The 16,291-nt window shown below is 71.8% G+C and carries 14 protein-coding genes; 5 read left to right on the top strand and 9 right to left on the bottom strand.

Going from position 1 to position 16,291, the window contains the following annotated elements; all coding sequences use genetic code 11:
- Positions 1-7: 7 nt before the first annotated feature.
- Entirely contained in the window at positions 8-853 is an 846-nt protein-coding gene (locus tag AB0I66_RS06650) for an alpha/beta fold hydrolase (RefSeq protein WP_363206576.1), read from the bottom strand.
- A 182-nt stretch (positions 854-1,035) separates the two neighbouring features.
- Between AB0I66_RS06650 and sigJ the strand changes: the two genes are divergently transcribed.
- A complete protein-coding gene (gene sigJ / locus AB0I66_RS06645; protein WP_363206709.1) occupies positions 1,036-1,926 on the top strand; it encodes an RNA polymerase sigma factor SigJ in 891 nt (296 codons plus the stop codon).
- A gap of 256 nt (positions 1,927-2,182) precedes the next feature.
- Entirely contained in the window at positions 2,183-2,944 is a 762-nt protein-coding gene (locus AB0I66_RS06640; RefSeq protein WP_363206575.1) for a GntR family transcriptional regulator, read from the top strand.
- Positions 2,945-3,094: 150 nt separating this feature from the next.
- Here the strand turns inward: AB0I66_RS06640 and AB0I66_RS06635 are convergent, their stop codons facing one another.
- The 3 genes from AB0I66_RS06635 to AB0I66_RS06625 all read right to left on the bottom strand — a co-directional run bounded on the left by AB0I66_RS06635 (position 3,095) and on the right by AB0I66_RS06625 (position 6,253).
- The gene (locus AB0I66_RS06635; RefSeq protein WP_363206574.1) at positions 3,095-4,252 is read right to left on the bottom strand and encodes an ROK family transcriptional regulator; all 1,158 of its coding nucleotides are present in this window, start codon (positions 4,250-4,252) and stop codon (positions 3,095-3,097) included.
- Positions 4,253-4,361: 109 nt separating this feature from the next.
- Entirely contained in the window at positions 4,362-5,024 is a 663-nt protein-coding gene (locus tag AB0I66_RS06630) for a response regulator transcription factor (protein WP_363206573.1), read from the bottom strand.
- 14 nt (positions 5,025-5,038) lie between these two features.
- Complete coding sequence (locus AB0I66_RS06625; RefSeq protein ID WP_363206572.1) at positions 5,039-6,253, bottom strand: histidine kinase; 1,215 nt, start codon at positions 6,251-6,253, stop codon at positions 5,039-5,041.
- A 108-nt stretch (positions 6,254-6,361) separates the two neighbouring features.
- On the opposite strand from AB0I66_RS06625, the gene AB0I66_RS06620 reads away from it, so the two are divergent.
- The 3 genes from AB0I66_RS06620 (at position 6,362) to AB0I66_RS06610 (ending at position 8,622) form a co-directional block, all read left to right on the top strand.
- Positions 6,362-7,297 carry an ATP-binding cassette domain-containing protein gene (locus tag AB0I66_RS06620; protein ID WP_363206571.1) on the top strand — a complete coding sequence of 312 codons (936 nt, stop codon included), beginning with the start codon at positions 6,362-6,364 and terminating at the stop codon, positions 7,295-7,297.
- Positions 7,298-7,299: 2 nt separating this feature from the next.
- Positions 7,300-8,037 carry an ABC transporter permease gene (locus AB0I66_RS06615; RefSeq protein ID WP_363206570.1) on the top strand — a complete coding sequence of 246 codons (738 nt, stop codon included), beginning with the start codon at positions 7,300-7,302 and terminating at the stop codon, positions 8,035-8,037.
- Positions 8,038-8,112: 75 nt separating this feature from the next.
- Complete coding sequence (locus AB0I66_RS06610) at positions 8,113-8,622, top strand: hypothetical protein (RefSeq protein ID WP_363206569.1); 510 nt, start codon at positions 8,113-8,115, stop codon at positions 8,620-8,622.
- A gap of 39 nt (positions 8,623-8,661) precedes the next feature.
- Here AB0I66_RS06610 and AB0I66_RS06605 read toward each other — a convergent pair whose 3' ends face one another.
- The 5 genes from AB0I66_RS06605 to mutA form a co-directional block, all read right to left on the bottom strand.
- On the bottom strand, positions 8,662-9,741 hold the full coding sequence (locus tag AB0I66_RS06605) for an enoyl-CoA hydratase/isomerase family protein (protein ID WP_363206568.1): 1,080 nt from the start codon (positions 9,739-9,741) through the stop codon (positions 8,662-8,664).
- Between the two features lie 48 nt (positions 9,742-9,789).
- Positions 9,790-11,031 carry an alpha/beta hydrolase gene (locus AB0I66_RS06600; RefSeq protein WP_363206567.1) on the bottom strand — a complete coding sequence of 414 codons (1,242 nt, stop codon included), beginning with the start codon at positions 11,029-11,031 and terminating at the stop codon, positions 9,790-9,792.
- Between the two features lie 91 nt (positions 11,032-11,122).
- Positions 11,123-12,127, bottom strand: coding sequence for a methylmalonyl Co-A mutase-associated GTPase MeaB (gene meaB, locus AB0I66_RS06595; protein ID WP_363206566.1), 1,005 nt, complete (start codon positions 12,125-12,127; stop codon positions 11,123-11,125).
- Between the two features lie 2 nt (positions 12,128-12,129).
- Positions 12,130-14,337 carry a methylmalonyl-CoA mutase gene (scpA, locus tag AB0I66_RS06590; protein ID WP_363206565.1) on the bottom strand — a complete coding sequence of 736 codons (2,208 nt, stop codon included), beginning with the start codon at positions 14,335-14,337 and terminating at the stop codon, positions 12,130-12,132.
- On the bottom strand, positions 14,337-16,187 hold the full coding sequence (mutA, locus tag AB0I66_RS06585; RefSeq protein ID WP_363206564.1) for a methylmalonyl-CoA mutase small subunit: 1,851 nt from the start codon (positions 16,185-16,187) through the stop codon (positions 14,337-14,339). Before mutA ends, scpA begins: the two co-directional genes overlap by 1 nt.
- Between the last annotated feature and the right edge of the window lie 104 nt (positions 16,188-16,291).

Genomic DNA, 16,291 nt, shown 5'->3' with positions numbered 1-16,291 from the left:
CGGCGTGCTAAGCGGCCGGCGTACGGCGGCAGGTGTCCAGGACGACGCGCGAGACGAGAGCCGGGTCGTCGTTCATCGGGACGTGACCGCAGCCGGGCAGCCGCACAAGCCGCGCGTCGGGGACGGCGTGCTTCGCCCGGACACCCTGACGGCGCAGCAGGATCCGGTCGCGCGAGCCCCACGCGACGGTGACCGCGATGCCGGGCACGTCGTCGCCGAAGAGCACGTCACGCCCGGCGGCCAGGGTCTGCTCGAACCCCTTGGCGTCGCGCAGCGCGAGCGTCTCGGCGACGACGGCCTCGGGTGAACGCCGCCCGGGGTGGGCGTAGATGGTGCTGGTCAGCGCCGTACGTCCGGCCACGCTCCGCGAGAGCCGTTCGATCAGCGGCAACGGGAGCAGCCGCGCGCCGTGCCGCATGGCGAGCAGCGTGTTGAACGCGTAACGCCGCTCACCGGGCGTCCAGAAGCCCGCAGGGGACAGCGCGGTGACCGAGCGCACGAGCTTCTCCCGGCCGAGTTCCAGGGCGAGCAGGCCGCCCAGCGAGTTGCCGGCCACGTGCGGACGCTCGATCTCCAGGGCCTCGCACAGCGCGCCCAGCACGGACACCACCGTCGTGATGTCGTAGGGCAGCCCGTCGGGCAGGGCGGGGGACTCCCCGAAGCCCGGCAGGTCCACGGCTATCACGTCGTACTCGGCGGCCAGGATGCCGAGCACCGGGTCCCACGCCTGGCGGTGGTGGCCGATGCCGTGCAGCAGGAGCAGCGGCTCGCCCCGGCCCGTGCGTTCGTAGGCCACGGACATCGTCCGTGGGCCGCCCGGGGTTTCGACGCTGAAGGACACCTCTGCGGCCATTGCTGCTCCAGTCCCCGTCGCCCGGCGACGGTCTACAGACACCTTAGACACCTTGTCAGCAACAATTACCGCTCAGTAGCTCCCAGTTCAAGAGGGTGGGGGTCACGGCCGCGGGACCGGTGTGGGGCGTGACGCACCGAATTCGCCTGGACACCGCGTGGCCCGTCGGCTGGGATGGAGAAGTGGCGACCGACACCGTGACCGACGTCTTCGAAGAGCACCGGCCCGTCCTGATGGGCGTGGCCTACCGCATGCTCGGCCGGGTGGCCGACGCCGAGGACGTCGTACAGGAGTCCTGGTTGCGCTGGGCGGCGGCCGACCGCTCGCAAGTGCGCGAACCCCGGGGCTACTTGGTGCGTGTCACCACCCGGCTCGCCATCGACCGCCTGCGCCACGTGCAGTCCCGGCGCGAGTCCTACGTGGGTCAATGGCTGCCCGAGCCCCTCGTCACGGACTTCGGGCCGACCGTCCCCGACACCGCCGAGCAGGCCGTGCTCGCCGACTCCGTGTCCATCGCCGTCCTGGTCGTCCTGGAGTCGCTCTCGCCCCTGGAGCGTGCGGTGTTCGTGCTGCGGGAGGCCTTCGGGTTCCCCTTCTCGGAGATCGCCCTCACGCTGGACCGCGGTGAACCCGCCGTGCGTCAGCTCGCGGCGCGGGCCCGCAAGCACGTCGACGAGGGCAGGCCGCGCTACGCCGTGGATCCGGACGAGCGCCGGGATCTGACCGAGCGGTTTCTCGCCGCGGCGACCAGCGGTGATCTGGACGGTCTGATGTCCCTGCTCGCTCCGGGCGTACGTCTCGTCGGGGACAGCGGCGGCAAGGCCAAGGCCCCGCTGCGGGTCATCGAGTCGGCCGACAAGGTGGGCCGTTTCCTCGACGGCGCGGCCCGCAAGGGCGTGCCGGCGGACGCGGAGCTGGAGGCCCGCTTCCTGGAGGTCAACGGCGCGGGCTCCGTCCTCTTCCTGGTCGACGGGAAGCCGCACTCCCTCTTCCAGCTGGACGTCGTCGACGGACGGATCGCGTACGTCTACATCATCCGCAACCCGGACAAGCTGGTCGGCCTGGCCCCCTAAGGCACCCCTGCCGGCCATCTCACGGACCCCCGCCTTTACAGGGCGGGGGTTTTTGTCTTGTTCGCCACGGGTGCATGACGCGACGCCAACAACACGTGAATGCTCTGTGGCATCGTCCTTGTGCGCGCTGTAACGGATCGAGGATTGGTCTTGACCAAGGGTGGGGGCCGCTCTATCGTCGCAGAGATAGTGCAGGAACCTTTAATAAACAAGGGCGCTAAAAAGCCGCCGGCACACGGCGATTGCGGAGGACAGGGTGGGGACCACGCAGCTGGAAACGGCACCGGAGCCGAAGTACTGGCACCTCAAGACCGTGCTCAGCGAGGCACTCGACTCCGAGTTCGCCGTCGGCGAGATCCTGCCCAACGAACGTGATCTCGCCGCCCGGTTCGGTGTCGCCCGCGCCACGCTTCGTCAGGCACTGGAACAGCTGGAGCTCGAAGGCAGGCTGCAGCGCCGTCGCGGGGTCGGCACGACCGTCGCCCCGCCGCGGATGGGTGTGGCCGTCGGATCCGCACAAGGCACGTGGCCGGGCGAGGTCGGCGACGCCTGGCAGCCCGCCGACTGCGCACCGGCGGTCCCGCCCGCGGACGTGGCCCGCATGCTGGCGGCCGACCCCGACGAGCAGGTGCACGTGGTACGTCGTACGCGCGTCTCGCACGGCCAGCCCGTGGCCGCCGAGCTGCTGTACGTGCCGATGTCGTCCGTCGCGGAGCTCTCCGCCATCGACGCGCCGTCGGGACCGGCACGCGCGCGTGGCGTGCTGCGAGAGCTGCACCGGCTCGGCCTCGAAGGGCAGGACCGCGCCGTCGAACTCGGCTCGGCCCGCGCGGACGACGCCAAGGCGCTCGACCGACTGCCCGGAGCACCGGTCCTCGTCGTGACGACCCGCTTCTTCGCCGAGGGACGCACCGCCGCGGTCTCCGTGGCGACGTACCGCGCGGACACCTGCCGCCTCACGTTCGGCGACACAGGCGGCGTCGAAATCCACCACGGCCCGGAACGCCGGGCTTCCTAGCCCCTGACCCGAGCCGCCGCCGTCTCAGCGAGCAACGCGGTCCGTTGCGACGGCCGCTTGGCCGCGCGGCGGAGCGGCGTCGAGATCCACCACGGCCGGGAGCGCCGGGCTTCCCGTCGGCGGCGTTACCCCCGGTCCGGCCCGGCGGGCTCAGCGGCGTGCCGTTACCGTTCCCTCGACCGCGAACAGTTGCTCCTCGACGTGGTCGAGGGCCAGGCGCAACGCACCCGTCGCGACGGCTGCTTCGCCGAGCATCGACAGGGCGACCCGGGGCGGTCGCAGGCAGTAGCGTGCCAACTCGCGGCGCAGTGGCTCCAGTACGCCGTCCAGGCCGGCGGCCCAGCCGCCCACGACGACCAGTTCGGGGTCCAGGGCGAGCACCAGCGCCGCCACGTCGTGGACCAGGCGCTGGATGAAACGCTCGACGGCCTGCTGCGCCCGTTCGTCGCCCTCGCGCGCGTGGGCGAAGACCTCCGCCACCGCCTGCTCGTCGAGCGGATGCAGGGGCTCGTCCGTGGTCGAGAGGAGCGTCTCCGGGGTCACGTCACGGCCGAGGAGATGCAGCGCGCCGATCTCCCCGGCGGCGCCGCCGTACCCCCGGTGCAGCCGACCGCCGATCAGCGCACCGGCCCCGGGACTGAGCCCCGCGAGGACGAACACCACGTCGTCGGACTCCGTCGCCGCACCCTTCCAGTGCTCGGCCACGGCCGCCGTGTTCGCGTCGTTCTCCACCAGGACCGGGCACTTGAAGGACCGGCGAAGACGCTCGCCCAGCTGCAGCCCCGTCCATTCGGGCAACGCGGTGCCCAGCCGGACCGTGCCGTCCGCCTCCACGATGCCGGGGCTGCCGACGCCCACCGCGCGCAGGGAACTGCGGGCGATCCCGCCTCGGCGCAGCAGATCGGCGACCGCCATCCGCAGCCGCTCGAGGCGCTCGTCGGCCGGGGCCGTCTCGTCCACGGCCTTCGAGGCCGAGCCGAGCACGCGGCCGTCCAGATCGGAGAGGACCGCGGCGACCCGGTGCGGGCCGATCTCCAGGCCGAGCAGATGCCCCGCCTCAGCCCGGAAGCGGAACCTCCGCGCAGGCCTTCCCTGGCGTCTGGCCGCGCCTTCCTCGGCAGCGGTCTCCACCACGAGCCCGGCCTCGATGAGCCCCTCGACCACGCCCTCGACGGTCGGCCGGGAGAGCCCCGTCACCCGGGTGATCTCGGTGAGTGTCGCGAAGTCCGCCGCACGCAGCGCGTGCAGCACCACCGCGGAGTTGATCCGCCGCAGCAGAGAGGGATCCCCGCCGGTCAGCCGCCCCAACGTCCGTCCTCCCAGCTCGTGCGCATGATGGGCGGATCGTACTCGCCGGGGCCGACCGCTGCGAGCGCCGGGCCCGCCTGTGACACAGAGTGCCGATCGGCCGTCGCCCTCACCCGGGCGCCACGAATCCGGATTCGTACGCGGCGATGACCGCCTGCGTCCGGTCCCTGGCCCCCAGCTTCGCCAGCACGGAGCTCACGTGCGACTTCACCGTCTCGGCGCCCACGATCAGCTCCGCGGCGATCTCCGCGTTCGACAGGCCGCGTGCCATGAGACGCAGCACGGCCGACTCGCGCTCGGTGAGCGCGGCGCGGTCCAGGGCCTCCCTGGCCGCGGCGTTGCCCGGCCGACGCCCGTACTCGCCCGCCAGCTGCCGTACCGCTGCCGGGAACAGCAGCGACTCACCCTCCGCGACCAGACGGACGGCGTTCACGATCTCCGCCGGCCGGGCCCGCTTCAGCAGGAAACCGTCGGCGCCCGCGCGCAGCGCCTCGTACACGTACTCGTCGTTCTCGAAGGTCGTCACGACGAGGATCTTCGGGGGGTCCTGCACGGTGCGCAGGACCGCACGCGTGGCCTCGATCCCGTCCAGGAGCGGCATGCGGACGTCCATGGCGACCACATCCGGCCGCAGTTGGCGCACGAGCGGAATCACCGCGGCCCCGTCGGCCGCCTCTCCGACCACCTCGATGTCGGGCTGAGCCTCGAGGACGGCGCGCAGTCCGGCGCGTACGAGGGGTTCGTCGTCGACGAGGAGGACTGTGACCGGCATCCGGTCAGCGTAGATCACCCCAGGGGCAGTTCGACGTGCACCTGCCATTCCCCCGCGCGGGGGCCCGTGACGGCCCGGCCGCCGAGCAGCGTGGCCCGCTCGCGGATGCCGCGCAGCCCGCTGCCGCCACGCCCGGTGGCCTCTCCTCCCGTGGGCAGAGGATTGCGTACGCCGATCTCCAGGGCCGCCGCGTCGACCGCGAGCCGCACCTGCACAGGGACCGGCCCGGAGTGGCGCAGCACGTTCGTGAGGGCCTCCTGGAGCATGCGGTACGCCTCGCGGGAGACCGGACCGGGCACCTGGTCCAGGGGGCCCGTCACCTCGACGTCGACCTTCGCCCCCGAAGCGCGCGCGGAGTCCAGGAGTTGACCGGCGTCGGCGAGCGTGGGGCGGCGGCTCGCGGGCTGCCCGTCCTCCCGCAGCACGCGCAGGACACGCTCCAGGTCCTCCAGGGCGGCACGGCCCGTCTCCTCGATCGCGCCCAGCGCGCGGTCGGTGAACTCGGGGTCCGCCGCGGCCCGCGCGGCACCCGCCTGGACGACCGCGACGGTCAGCGCGTGCCCGATGGAATCGTGCAGTTCGCGGGCGATGCGGTTGCGTTCGAGGAGTTGCTCGGTGCGCTCCTCCAGGGCGGCCAGACGCTCCTTGGGGGAGGGGCCCAGCAGCCGCCGGGCGGCCGCTGCCATCAGCCGCCCCGCCACCACGGCCACCGCGAGAAGGAGCAGCAGGGGCAGCGGCGCGAGCAGCGCGTTCGTCCAGCTCGGGGCGGGAACGGGGAGGAGCACACCGGGGTCCTCACCGGGCTCCGTCACCGATCCGAGCAGGGCCAGCATGGTCCCCAGCAACTGCACCGTGCAGAACGCCGCCGCGGCCCCGGCCTCCAGGCGCAGCACGAGCCACACCGCCGTCCTGCCCCGGTCCCGCCAGGACGCGGAGGGAGCGACGGACACGCCGGGGTCCTCGTCGGCACCGGGCACGCGCGCGTGCTGCCCCGGAAACAGCATCAGGCGGGCCTGCAGTCCCTCCGCCCGGCGTATGGAGGGCAGGACGGCGGTGGCCGCCACCAGCGGGATCGGCTGGAGAGCGATCAGTATCCAGTCGGCGAACGCGGGGTCGCTGAGCCCGGGGTAGATGAACGAGATCATCAACGGGATGGCCGCGCCGATGAGCAGGTGCAGCCAGCGCGTGTAGGTCACCGCGCGGGTGAGCGGCCGGAGGAAGCGGGACATCACGTCATCGTGCCAGCCACCCGCCGCCGCCCGGCTCCCCCGTGAGGGGGAGACGCGATCCCCGGACGGGGGAAGCCCCGCCCCGCTCCCGGCCGCCAGTCTGGTCCCATGACCAGCATCGACGTCCAAAACCTCAGCAAGGAGTACGGCACCACCCGCGCGGTGGACGGACTGACCTTCACCGTCCGCCCGGGGAAGGTCACCGGGTTCCTCGGCCCCAACGGCGCGGGCAAGTCCACCACCATGCGGCTCGTCCTCGGCCTCGACCGGCCCACCTCGGGCACCGCGACGGTCGGCGGCCGCCCCTATGCGGCCATCGACGAACCCCTGCGCCACGTGGGGGCCCTGCTCGACGCCCAGGCCGCGCACGGATCGCGTACCGCACGCAACCACCTCCTCGCCCTCGCCGTCGCCAACCGCATCCCCGTGCGGCGCGTGGACGAGGTCCTCGAAGAGGCCGGGCTCGCCACCGTCGCGGGGCGCCGGATCAAGACGTTCTCCCTCGGCATGCGCCAGCGCCTGGGGATCGCGGCCGCGCTGCTCGGAGACCCGCGCGTCGTCATGCTGGACGAGCCGTCCAACGGCCTCGACCCCGAAGGCATCATCTGGATCCGCGAACTCCTCCGCCGCCTCGCCCGCGAGGGCCGGACGGTCCTCGTGTCCAGCCACCTCATGAACGAGACCGCCACGTTCGCCGACCACTTGGTGGTCCTCGGCCGCGGAAAGCTGCTCGCGGACACCTCGATGGCGGACTTCATCGCGGCACACAGCAGTCCGCGGGTACGGCTGCGCACCCCGGAGAGCGACCGGCTGCGGGGCCTGTTGCGGGACAAGGGGTACGCGATGACGCCCGGGGAGGACGGTCGCTGGACCGTGGACGGCGCGAAGGCCGACGAGATCGGCTCCCTCGCGGCCGCCCACGGCATCCCTCTCCTCGAACTCTCCGACCAGCAGGCCTCCTTGGAGCAGGCTTACCTGGCCCTCACGGCCGACGACGCCGAGTTCGCCGCAGCCGCCCCTTCGACGCCCCGCCAGGAGGCCTGACCATGCAGACGACCGCCGTGCTCCACTCGGAATGGATCAAGATCAAGTCGGTGCGGGCCAGCCTCGGATCGCTCGTCGCCGTCTTCGCGGCCACGGTCGCCATCACCGCGTTCGCGTTCGCCGCGGTCGGCACGGCGGAGGCGGACAACGCCGACTACGAACCGCTCTTCGGAGCCTTCTACGCACTCAACTTCGGCCAGATCGCCGCCATCAGCTTCGGCACGACGGCGATGTCCTCCGAGTACCTGAACGGCGCGCTGCGGATCTCCCTCTCCGCGGTGCCGCGCCGGGGACTCTTCTACGGGGCCAAGGTCGCGGTGGTGGGCGCCCTGGCCCTCGGTGTCGGGGTCCTCACCAGCTTCGTCGGCTTCCTGACAGGGCAGGCCTTCCTGGGGGAGTACGCCATCGGCCTCGGTCACGACGGTGCCGTACGGGCGTGCGTCGGCGGCGGTGTCTACCTCGCGCTCATGGCGCTCCTCGCCGCGGGACTGACCGTGCTGCTGCGCAGCGGGGTCGCCGTACTGAGCATCCTCATCCCGTTCACGCTCATCGTGTCCTTCGTGGTCGGGGACGTCGCGAGCGGCGCCGCGGAGTTCCTGCCGGACCGGGCGGGACAGCAGGTGCTGCACGCAGACCCGGCGGGAACTCTCGGCCCCTGGACCGGACTTGCCGTCACCGCGGCGTGGGCGGCCGCGGCGCTCCTTGCGGGCTGGTGGGCGCTGCGGCGGCGCGACGCGTGAGGCGGGTGTCCGGATGGTGACCTCGGGGGCCTGACGGCGGGCCAGTTGTCAGTGGTGGCCGCTTTACTGGATGCCATGAGTACCGCAGAGCATCTCGCCGCGATCGACCTGCTGCGCTCGCGGGAGTTTCCCGCGGAGCACGGCAGGTCGCCGTCCGGCGTCGGCGGTCCGGGGTATCACATCGCCGAGTTACTGACGAGCGGCGACTTTTGGGAGGACGACGGCACGGAGTGGGAGGCGACGTCGGATCAGTACGACGCCGAACGCGACGCCCTGACGGTCCTGCTCGCGGAGCGCTGGGGGGCGCCCCAGATCTTCAGCTTGGCGAGCGTCTTCGAGCGGGCGCAGGGCGGTGCGTACGGGTATGGGGGCGAGGAAGACTGGGACGAGGACGGTGGGGGCGAGAGCAGCGAGAACGGCGAGAACGGGGACATACCGGAGCCATGGGGCTTCCTGAGTTCCTCGGTGCCGGACCTCCACCTGTGGCGGGCCGACGGGCGGTGGATAGCGCTCGGCGTCTCGCAGTGGGACAGGGAGCTGCCGTTCCAGCTCCTCGCCGTGATCACGGAGATCGACCCGCCGTAGCGCATGCGGACAAGACGTCCGGATCACCGGATCACCGGATCAGGGGCGCCGCGGACCTGTCTCGGTGGCGAGGCCGAGCTCGTCGCCGACGCGCGGCGCGAAGTGGCGGGCCACCTCCGCGTCGCTCACCTGCGTGAGTTCGGCGGGGGACCAGTGCGGGTCACGGTCCTTGTCGACGACCTGGGCGCGGATGCCCTCGACCATGTCCGGCGCGGTGATGGCGGTGGCCGACACGCGGTACTCCTGGTCGAGCACCTGCTCCAGGGAGGCGAGGGCGCGGGCTCGGCGCAGGGCGGCGAGAGTGACCTTGAGGGAGGTCGGCGACTTGGAGAGGATGGTCTCGGCCGTTTCCTTCGCGGCACGGTCACCGGAGTGGAAAAGCCGGTCGACGATCTCCTCCACGGAGTCGGCGGCATGGCAATCGTCGATCCACGCGCGGTGGGCCGCGAGTTCGCCTTCGGGCGCGGCGGTGGCGTACTCCGCGACCACCTCGGACACGTCGGCCTCGCTCAGCGCGGCCGTGAACTCCGGGAGCAGCTCCGACGGCACGTAGTGGTCGGCGAGACCGCACAGGATGGCGTCGCCCGCGCCCACCGCCGAGCCGGTGAGCGCGAGGTGGGTGCCGAGTTCGCCGGGCGCCCGCGACAGCAGGTATGTACCGCCGACGTCCGGCACGAAGCCGATCCCCGTCTCCGGCATGGCGATCCGCGAGCGCTCGGTGACGATCCGCACGCTGCCGTGCGCCGACACCCCGACCCCGCCGCCCATCACGATGCCGTCCATGACGGCCACATACGGCTTCTCAAAGCGGGCGATACGGGCGTTGAGCCGGTACTCGTCACGCCAGAAGGCCAGGGACGCGACACCGCCACCCGCACGGATGTCGTCGTGGATGGACCGGATGTCACCCCCGGCACACAGCCCCCGCTCACCGGCTCCGGTCACCACGACAACGCCCACGGAGTCATCCCCCTCCCACTCGGCGAGAGCGTCGTCCATCAGCCGGACCATGGCGTGGTTGAGGGCGTTGATGGCACGGGGCCGGTTGAGAACGACGTGCCCCGCACGGCCGTGGCGACGCAGGAGAACGGGAGCTTCGTCGGAGTCAGCGATGGACATGGTGCAGGAGGCTCCTTCAACGACGGACGATGACACGGCCCAACCTACTCAGGGCGAGTGGAACGTGACCTCCGGGTTTGTCGGGGTGGGGCCGTTCAGCAGGGGGCGGGGGTGGTTCTTGAGGTGTTTGTCGAAGAATGCCGTCGCGTAATCGGTGGTGATCTCTCCCGACCGCTTGCCGGAGAGCGGGGCCGACGGGTCGGTCATGTTGAGCTGACCGCCGAGAATCGGCAGGTCGGTGAAGGTGAGGTGCCCCGAGTCCGCGACCGTGAGCCAGCGCTTCCAGCCGTGCAGACGGTGCCACTGACGCGGCCAGGTGGCGTCCTCGGCACGGGGGTTGTGGTCCTTGCGGGTGCCGAGCATGAGGACGGGGCGTCCGGTGCCCGGGGACGGGACCGGGGAGAAGAATGTGCCGTCCAGGTTGGCGGCGGCGCGGACGCGGTGGTCCGTTCCGGCGGCCACGGCCGCCGCGTTGCCGCCGAGCGAGTGTCCGGCCGCCGCGATCCGCCGGAGGTCGATGAGTGAGGAGTAGTCGGCGCGCCGACCGTCGCTGGGTCGGGAGCGTTCGGTCAGTTCGTCGATGACGTAGGAGATGTCCGCGGCCCGGTTTCGCGCGGCCTTGGCCAGCATCTTCTTCTCTCCGGCGTCGCCGTTCGGTGCGTCCTCGACCTTTTCGCACGCGACGCAGGTGTTGATGCGCGACGAGCCGTCCCGGCCCGGGAACTCGGTTCCGAAGGACTCGTACGCGTGGTCGACGAGAGCGACGAGATAGCCGTGGGACGCCAGAGTCTCCGCGAGCGTGGTGAGGGTGGCGCGATGCAGCGTGAAGCCGGGGGAGAGGACGATCAGCGGGTGTTTGCCCCCGATGGGCCGGGCGGCGGCGTGGGCGTTCGTGCGGACGGACGTCAGCTGCCCGGCGTCGTACAGCTTGTCCAGCTTCTGCCCCTTCAGGAGCAGTTCGGCCTCTTCGGTCGCCAGATACGGAGCGCGGTCACCGCCACCCACGCCCTGCCGGGCCGGGTAGAAGACGGACACCATCAGCTCCCGGGAGCCCGCCGAAGGCACCCACGGGTCGCGGCGCTCGTCGTCCACGAGATGGAGGGTGTCCCGCCCGATCGCGTGGGGCCCGGAGGGGCGTGGCAGAGCCAGCTCGGATGCGGTGGGAGAAGGGGAAGCCTCACCCGCCGATGACGCGCCGCCCTCCTCGGCGCACGCCGTCACGGACGGGGTGACGAGGGCGAGGGCCAGCAGAGCGGTGACGGCGTTGCGCCGCGTGCGGATTCTGTTCATGCCCCGGAGACTATGAATCGCGGGTACCCCTCCGGCAGCGACGAAGGTCTGGAGCAACCCCCTACTTTCGTAAGGGATTTCGGGCAGGGCACTAGGCCGACCGGCCCCCGTCCCCCTGAAACGCCTCCAGAATCCGCTCGGCCGCGGTCGTGGCCGTCAACGTCCCCTCGCGAACCCGCTGTTCGAGGTCAGGAGCCAGCTCCCGCACCGCCTCGTGCCCCCGCAGCCGGTCCAGGAGTTCGTCCCGGACCATCGTCCACGTCCAGTCGACCTGCTGGTCCCGTCGCTTGGCGGCGAGTCGGCCCGTCGAGTCGAGGAGCGTGCGGTGCTGCTCCAGGCGGTCCCAGACCTCGTCCAGGCCGCTGGACTCCCGCGCACTGCAACTGAGCACCGGGGGAGTCCAGGCGGCGTCGGCGGGGTGCATGAGCCGCAGAGCGCCGGCGAGTTCGCGCGCCGCCGAGCGGGCGTCCCGCTCGTGCGGGCCGTCCGCCTTGTTGATGGCGAGGACGTCCGCCAGTTCCAGGACGCCCTTCTTGATGCCCTGGAGCTGGTCGCCCGTACGGGCGAGGGAAAGCAGCAGGAACGAGTCGACCATGTTCGCGACCGCCGTCTCCGACTGGCCCACGCCCACCGTCTCCACGAGCACCACGTCGTAGCCCGCCGCCTCCATCACCACGATCGACTCGCGCGTCGCCTTCGCGACCCCGCCGAGCGTCCCGGCGGTGGGCGACGGACGCACGAACGCCGCCGGGTCCACCGCGAGGCGTTCCATCCGCGTCTTGTCGCCGAGGATCGAGCCCCCCGTCCGGGTCGACGACGGGTCGACGGCCAGGACCGCGACCCGGTGCCCGAGCCCGGTCAGCATCGTCCCGAGCGCGTCGATGAACGTCGACTTGCCCACGCCGGGCACCCCGCTGATGCCGACCCGCCGCGCCCGCCCACTGTGCGGAAGCAGCTGGGTCAGCAACTCCTGTGCCAGGGCGCGGTGTTGGGGCCGGGTCGACTCGACGAGCGTGATGGCGCGCGCGATCTGCGCCCGCTTCCCGTCGAGTACACCCTTGACGTACGCGTCGATGTCGATCCGCGGCGCCGCCATGCTCACAGCTCGTGGCCGAGGTCGGCCGCCAGCCGCTTCACCAGGTCGTACGCGGCGTCCGGGATCACCGTGCCGGGCGGGAAGACCGCGGCGGCGCCCATCTCCAGGAGCGTCGGCACGTCCTGCGGCGGGATCACGCCACCCACGACGATCATGATGTCCTCGCGGCCCTCGGCGGCCAGCTCCGCACGCAGCGCCGGCACGAGCGTGAGGTGCCCGGCGGCCAGCGACGAGACGCCGACGATGTGCACGTCCGCCTCGACCGCCTGGCGCGCGACCTCCGCCGGGGTCTGGAAGAGCGGGCCGACGTCCACGTCGAAGCCGAGGTCGGCGAAGGCGGTGGCGATGACCTTCTGGCCGCGGTCGTGGCCGTCCTGGCCCATCTTGGCGACCAGGATGCGCGGCCGGCGCCCCTCGGCCTCCTCGAAGGAGGACACGAGGGTGCGGGTGCGCTCCACGGACGGGGACGAGCCTGCTTCGGTGCGGTACACACCGGAGATCGTACGGATCTGCCCCGCGTGCCGCCCGTACGAGGTCTCCAGGGCGTCCGAGATCTCGCCGACGGTCGCCTTCGCGCGGGCCGCGTCGACCGCCAGAGCCAAGAGGTTGCCCTCGAGGCCCGGACCGGGGTCCCGCTCGGCCGCCGCCGTCAGCGCCCGCAGCGCGTCCTGGCAGGCCGCCTCGTCGCGCTCCTCGCGCAGCCGCTTCAGCTTGGCGATCTGCTGGCTGCGTACGGACGAGTTGTCGACCTTGAGGACGTCGATCTGCTCGTCGGTCTCCACTCGGTACTTGTTGACGCCGATCACGGGCTGACGCCCCGAGTCGATCCGCGCCTGCGTACGGGCCGCGGCCTCCTCGACGCGCAGCTTCGGGATGCCGGCGTCGATGGCCTGCGCCATGCCGCCCGCGGCCTCGACCTCCTCGATGTGCTGCCAGGCGCGCCGCGCCAGGTCGTGCGTCAGCTTCTCGACGTACGCGCTGCCGCCCCACGGGTCGATCGTGCGCGTCGTGCCCGACTCCTGCTGGATGAGCAGCTGGGTGTTGCGGGCGATGCGTGCGGAGAAGTCGGTGGGCAGGGCGAGCGCCTCGTCGAGGGCGTTCGTGTGCAGCGACTGGGTGTGGCCCTGCGTCGCTGCCATCGCCTCCACACACGTACGCGTGACGTTGTTGAACACGTCCTGCGCGGTGAGCGACCAGCCCGAGGTCTGCGAATGGGTGCGCAGCGAGAGCGACTTGGGGTTCTTCGGGTCGAACTGCTTGACCAGCTTCGCCCACAGGAGGCGCGCCGCGCGGAGCTTGGCGACCTCCATGAAGAAGTTCATGCCGATCGCCCAGAAGAAGGAGAGCCGCGGCGCGAACGCGTCGACGTCCAGGCCCGCTTCCTGACCCGCCCGCAGGTACTCCACGCCGTCGGCGAGGGTGTACGCGAGCTCCAGGTCGGCCGTCGCGCCCGCCTCCTGGATGTGATAGCCGGAGATCGAGATGGAGTTGTAGCGCGGCATCTTCTGCGAGGTGTACGCGAAGATGTCGGAGATGATCCGCATCGAGGGCTTGGGCGGATAGATGTAGGTGTTGCGGACCATGAACTCTTTGAGGATGTCGTTCTGGATGGTCCCGGCCAGCTTCTCGGGCGGTACGCCCTGTTCCTCGGCGGCCACGATGTAGAGCGCGAGCACGGGAAGCACGGCGCCGTTCATCGTCATCGACACGGTCATCTTGTCCAGCGGGATGCCGTCGAAGAGCTGACGCATGTCGTAGATCGAGTCGATCGCCACGCCCGCCATGCCGACGTCGCCCGTCACCCGCGGGTGGTCACTGTCGTAACCGCGGTGCGTGGGCAGGTCGAAGGCGACCGAGAGGCCCTTCTGCCCGGCCGCGAGGTTGCGGCGGTAGAAGGCGTTGGACTCCTCGGCGGTGGAGAAGCCCGCGTACTGCCGGATCGTCCAGGGCTGGTTGACGTACATCGTCGGGTACGGGCCGCGCAGGTAGGGCGCGACACCCGGATACGTCTCCAGGAAGTCGAGCCCTTCGAGGTCGGCGCCCGTGTAGAGCGGCTTGACCGCGATGCCCTCCGGGGTCTCCCACAGGAGGTCGTCGTCCGCCTTGCCCGTGGACTCCTTGACGGCGCTGCGCCATTGGTCCTGGGAGACGGCGGACTCAGACGTGGCATCCGGCGTCAGGCCGACGCCGGAGAAGTCGGGGATCGCCATTACGCCACTCCCATGTGGTCGAGGGTGGAGGAGAGCACGGACACGGCGTCGCAGCCCGCGAATACGTACGCGTCGACCGATGGGTACTCGGCCGGGCGTCCGGCGAGGAACACCCGCTGAGCGCCCGCCGACTTGAGGGCCTCGGCGACCGCTTCGGCCTGCTCCTCGTAGAGCGCGTCGCTGGAGCAGACGCACGCCACCGTGGCACCGCTTGCCTTGAACGCGTCGGCGGCCGTCGTCGCGTCGACCGTCGCCGGGTCGTGCACGGCTTCGATGCCGCCCGCCTGGAAGAGGTTCGAGGCGAAGGAGGCGCGCGCGGTGTGTGCGGCGGCCGGGCCGAGCGCGGCGAGGAAGACCCGGGGGCGGGCCCCCGTCGAGGCGAGGTGCGCGTCCGAGCGGGAGCGCAGGACCTCGTACGCCTCGTCGCGGCGGACGCGCGGCAGGCCGCCCGTCGCCTCGGCGGGCGGGGCCTCGCGCTCGACCGGACGTTCCGTCAGGTTCGGGAACTCGCTGACACCGGTGATCGGTTCACGCCGCTTGGCCAGCTTCTCGCTGCGCCTGGCCCAGGTGGCGGCGAGGCGTTCGCCGATCAGGCCGGAGCGCAGGGCCGCCGCCTGGCCGCCCGCGCGCTCGATCTCCTGGAAGAACTCCCAGCCCGCGTGGGCCAGTTCATCGGTGAGCCGCTCCACGTACCAGGAGCCGCCCGCAGGATCGATCACCTTGGCGAGGTGCGACTCCTCCAGGAGGATCGTCGAGGTGTTGCGGGCGATGCGGCGCGCGAACGCGTCCGGCAGGCCGAGCGAGTGGTCGAAGGGCAGCACGGTCACCGAGTCGGCGCCGCCGACACCCGCGCCCAGGCAGGCCACGGTCGTGCGCAGCATGTTCACCCACGGATCGCGGCGCGACATCATCACCGGCGAGGTCACGGCGTGCTGGCGCTGCGCCCCCGCGTCCGGTGCGCCGCAGACCTCGGCCACGCGGGCCCACAGCCGCCGGGCCGCCCGCAGCTTCGCGATGGTCAGGAACTGATCGGCGGTGGCCGCGTACCGGAACTCCAGCTGCGCGCAGGCCGCCTCGACCGTGAGCCCCGCCTCGGTCAGCTCGCGCAGGTAGGCGACCGCCGTGGCGAGGGAGGCGCCGAGCTCCTGCCCGGCCGAGCCGCCCGCCTCGTGGTAGGGCAGGGCGTCGACGGTCAGCGCGCGGAGGTTCGGGTACTCCTGGCCGCACAGGCGGGCCAGCCCGGTCGCGGCGGCCGGGTCAAGGCGCTCCCCGGTGCGGGCCTCGTGGCCGAGGGGGTCCGCGCCGAGCGTGCCGCGCGCGGAGTCCTTCGGGATGCCCCGCTCCTCGTACAGCCGGAACAACTCGCGTGCCGCGGGCTCGAATTCGGCGCCCGCGTCCATGGCCACCGGCGCCAGATCGAGGAAGACGCCCTCCAGGGCGCGCTCGATGCCGGAGACCGGGAGAGCGCCGGGGCCGACGCCGATCCACAGCGAGGTGACGCCATTCTCCAGGTCCGCGAGCACGGTCTCGTTCGATGCCGCGGGGTCCGTGGCCGCGTGCCGCTGCCGTACGTCCCAGCCGGCCGCGGCACTGCCCGCAGCGGTACCGCCCCTGACAAAGGGGGCGAAACCCGGGTAACCGGCGTCAGGCGCGGCTTCACGGGCGGTGTACAGGGGGCGGGTGCTGAGCCCGTCCTCGAGTGCGGTGGACAGCGCTTCCTCGGCGGCCGGCCCCGATACGTCCTTACCCGATTTGCGCAGCACGCCTTCCACCAGGCGCTGCCACTGCTCATGGGTCGCATCAGGGAACTCGGCGGCCAGGGAAAGCCCGTCGTCAGGCAGGACCGTCATGGGCATGATGCTAGGGCGCAAACCCTGGCACTCGGTGCCGTCCAGGGCTGTGACCTTGGCCTCTCCCGCACTCTCTTGATCTCAAACGAGCGGACGGCTACGGC

The organism is Streptomyces sp. NPDC050439 (genome assembly GCF_040655335.1).
GTDB lineage: Bacteria > Actinomycetota > Actinomycetes > Streptomycetales > Streptomycetaceae > Streptomyces.
This window is presented reverse-complemented; position numbering and strand designations above follow the sequence as displayed.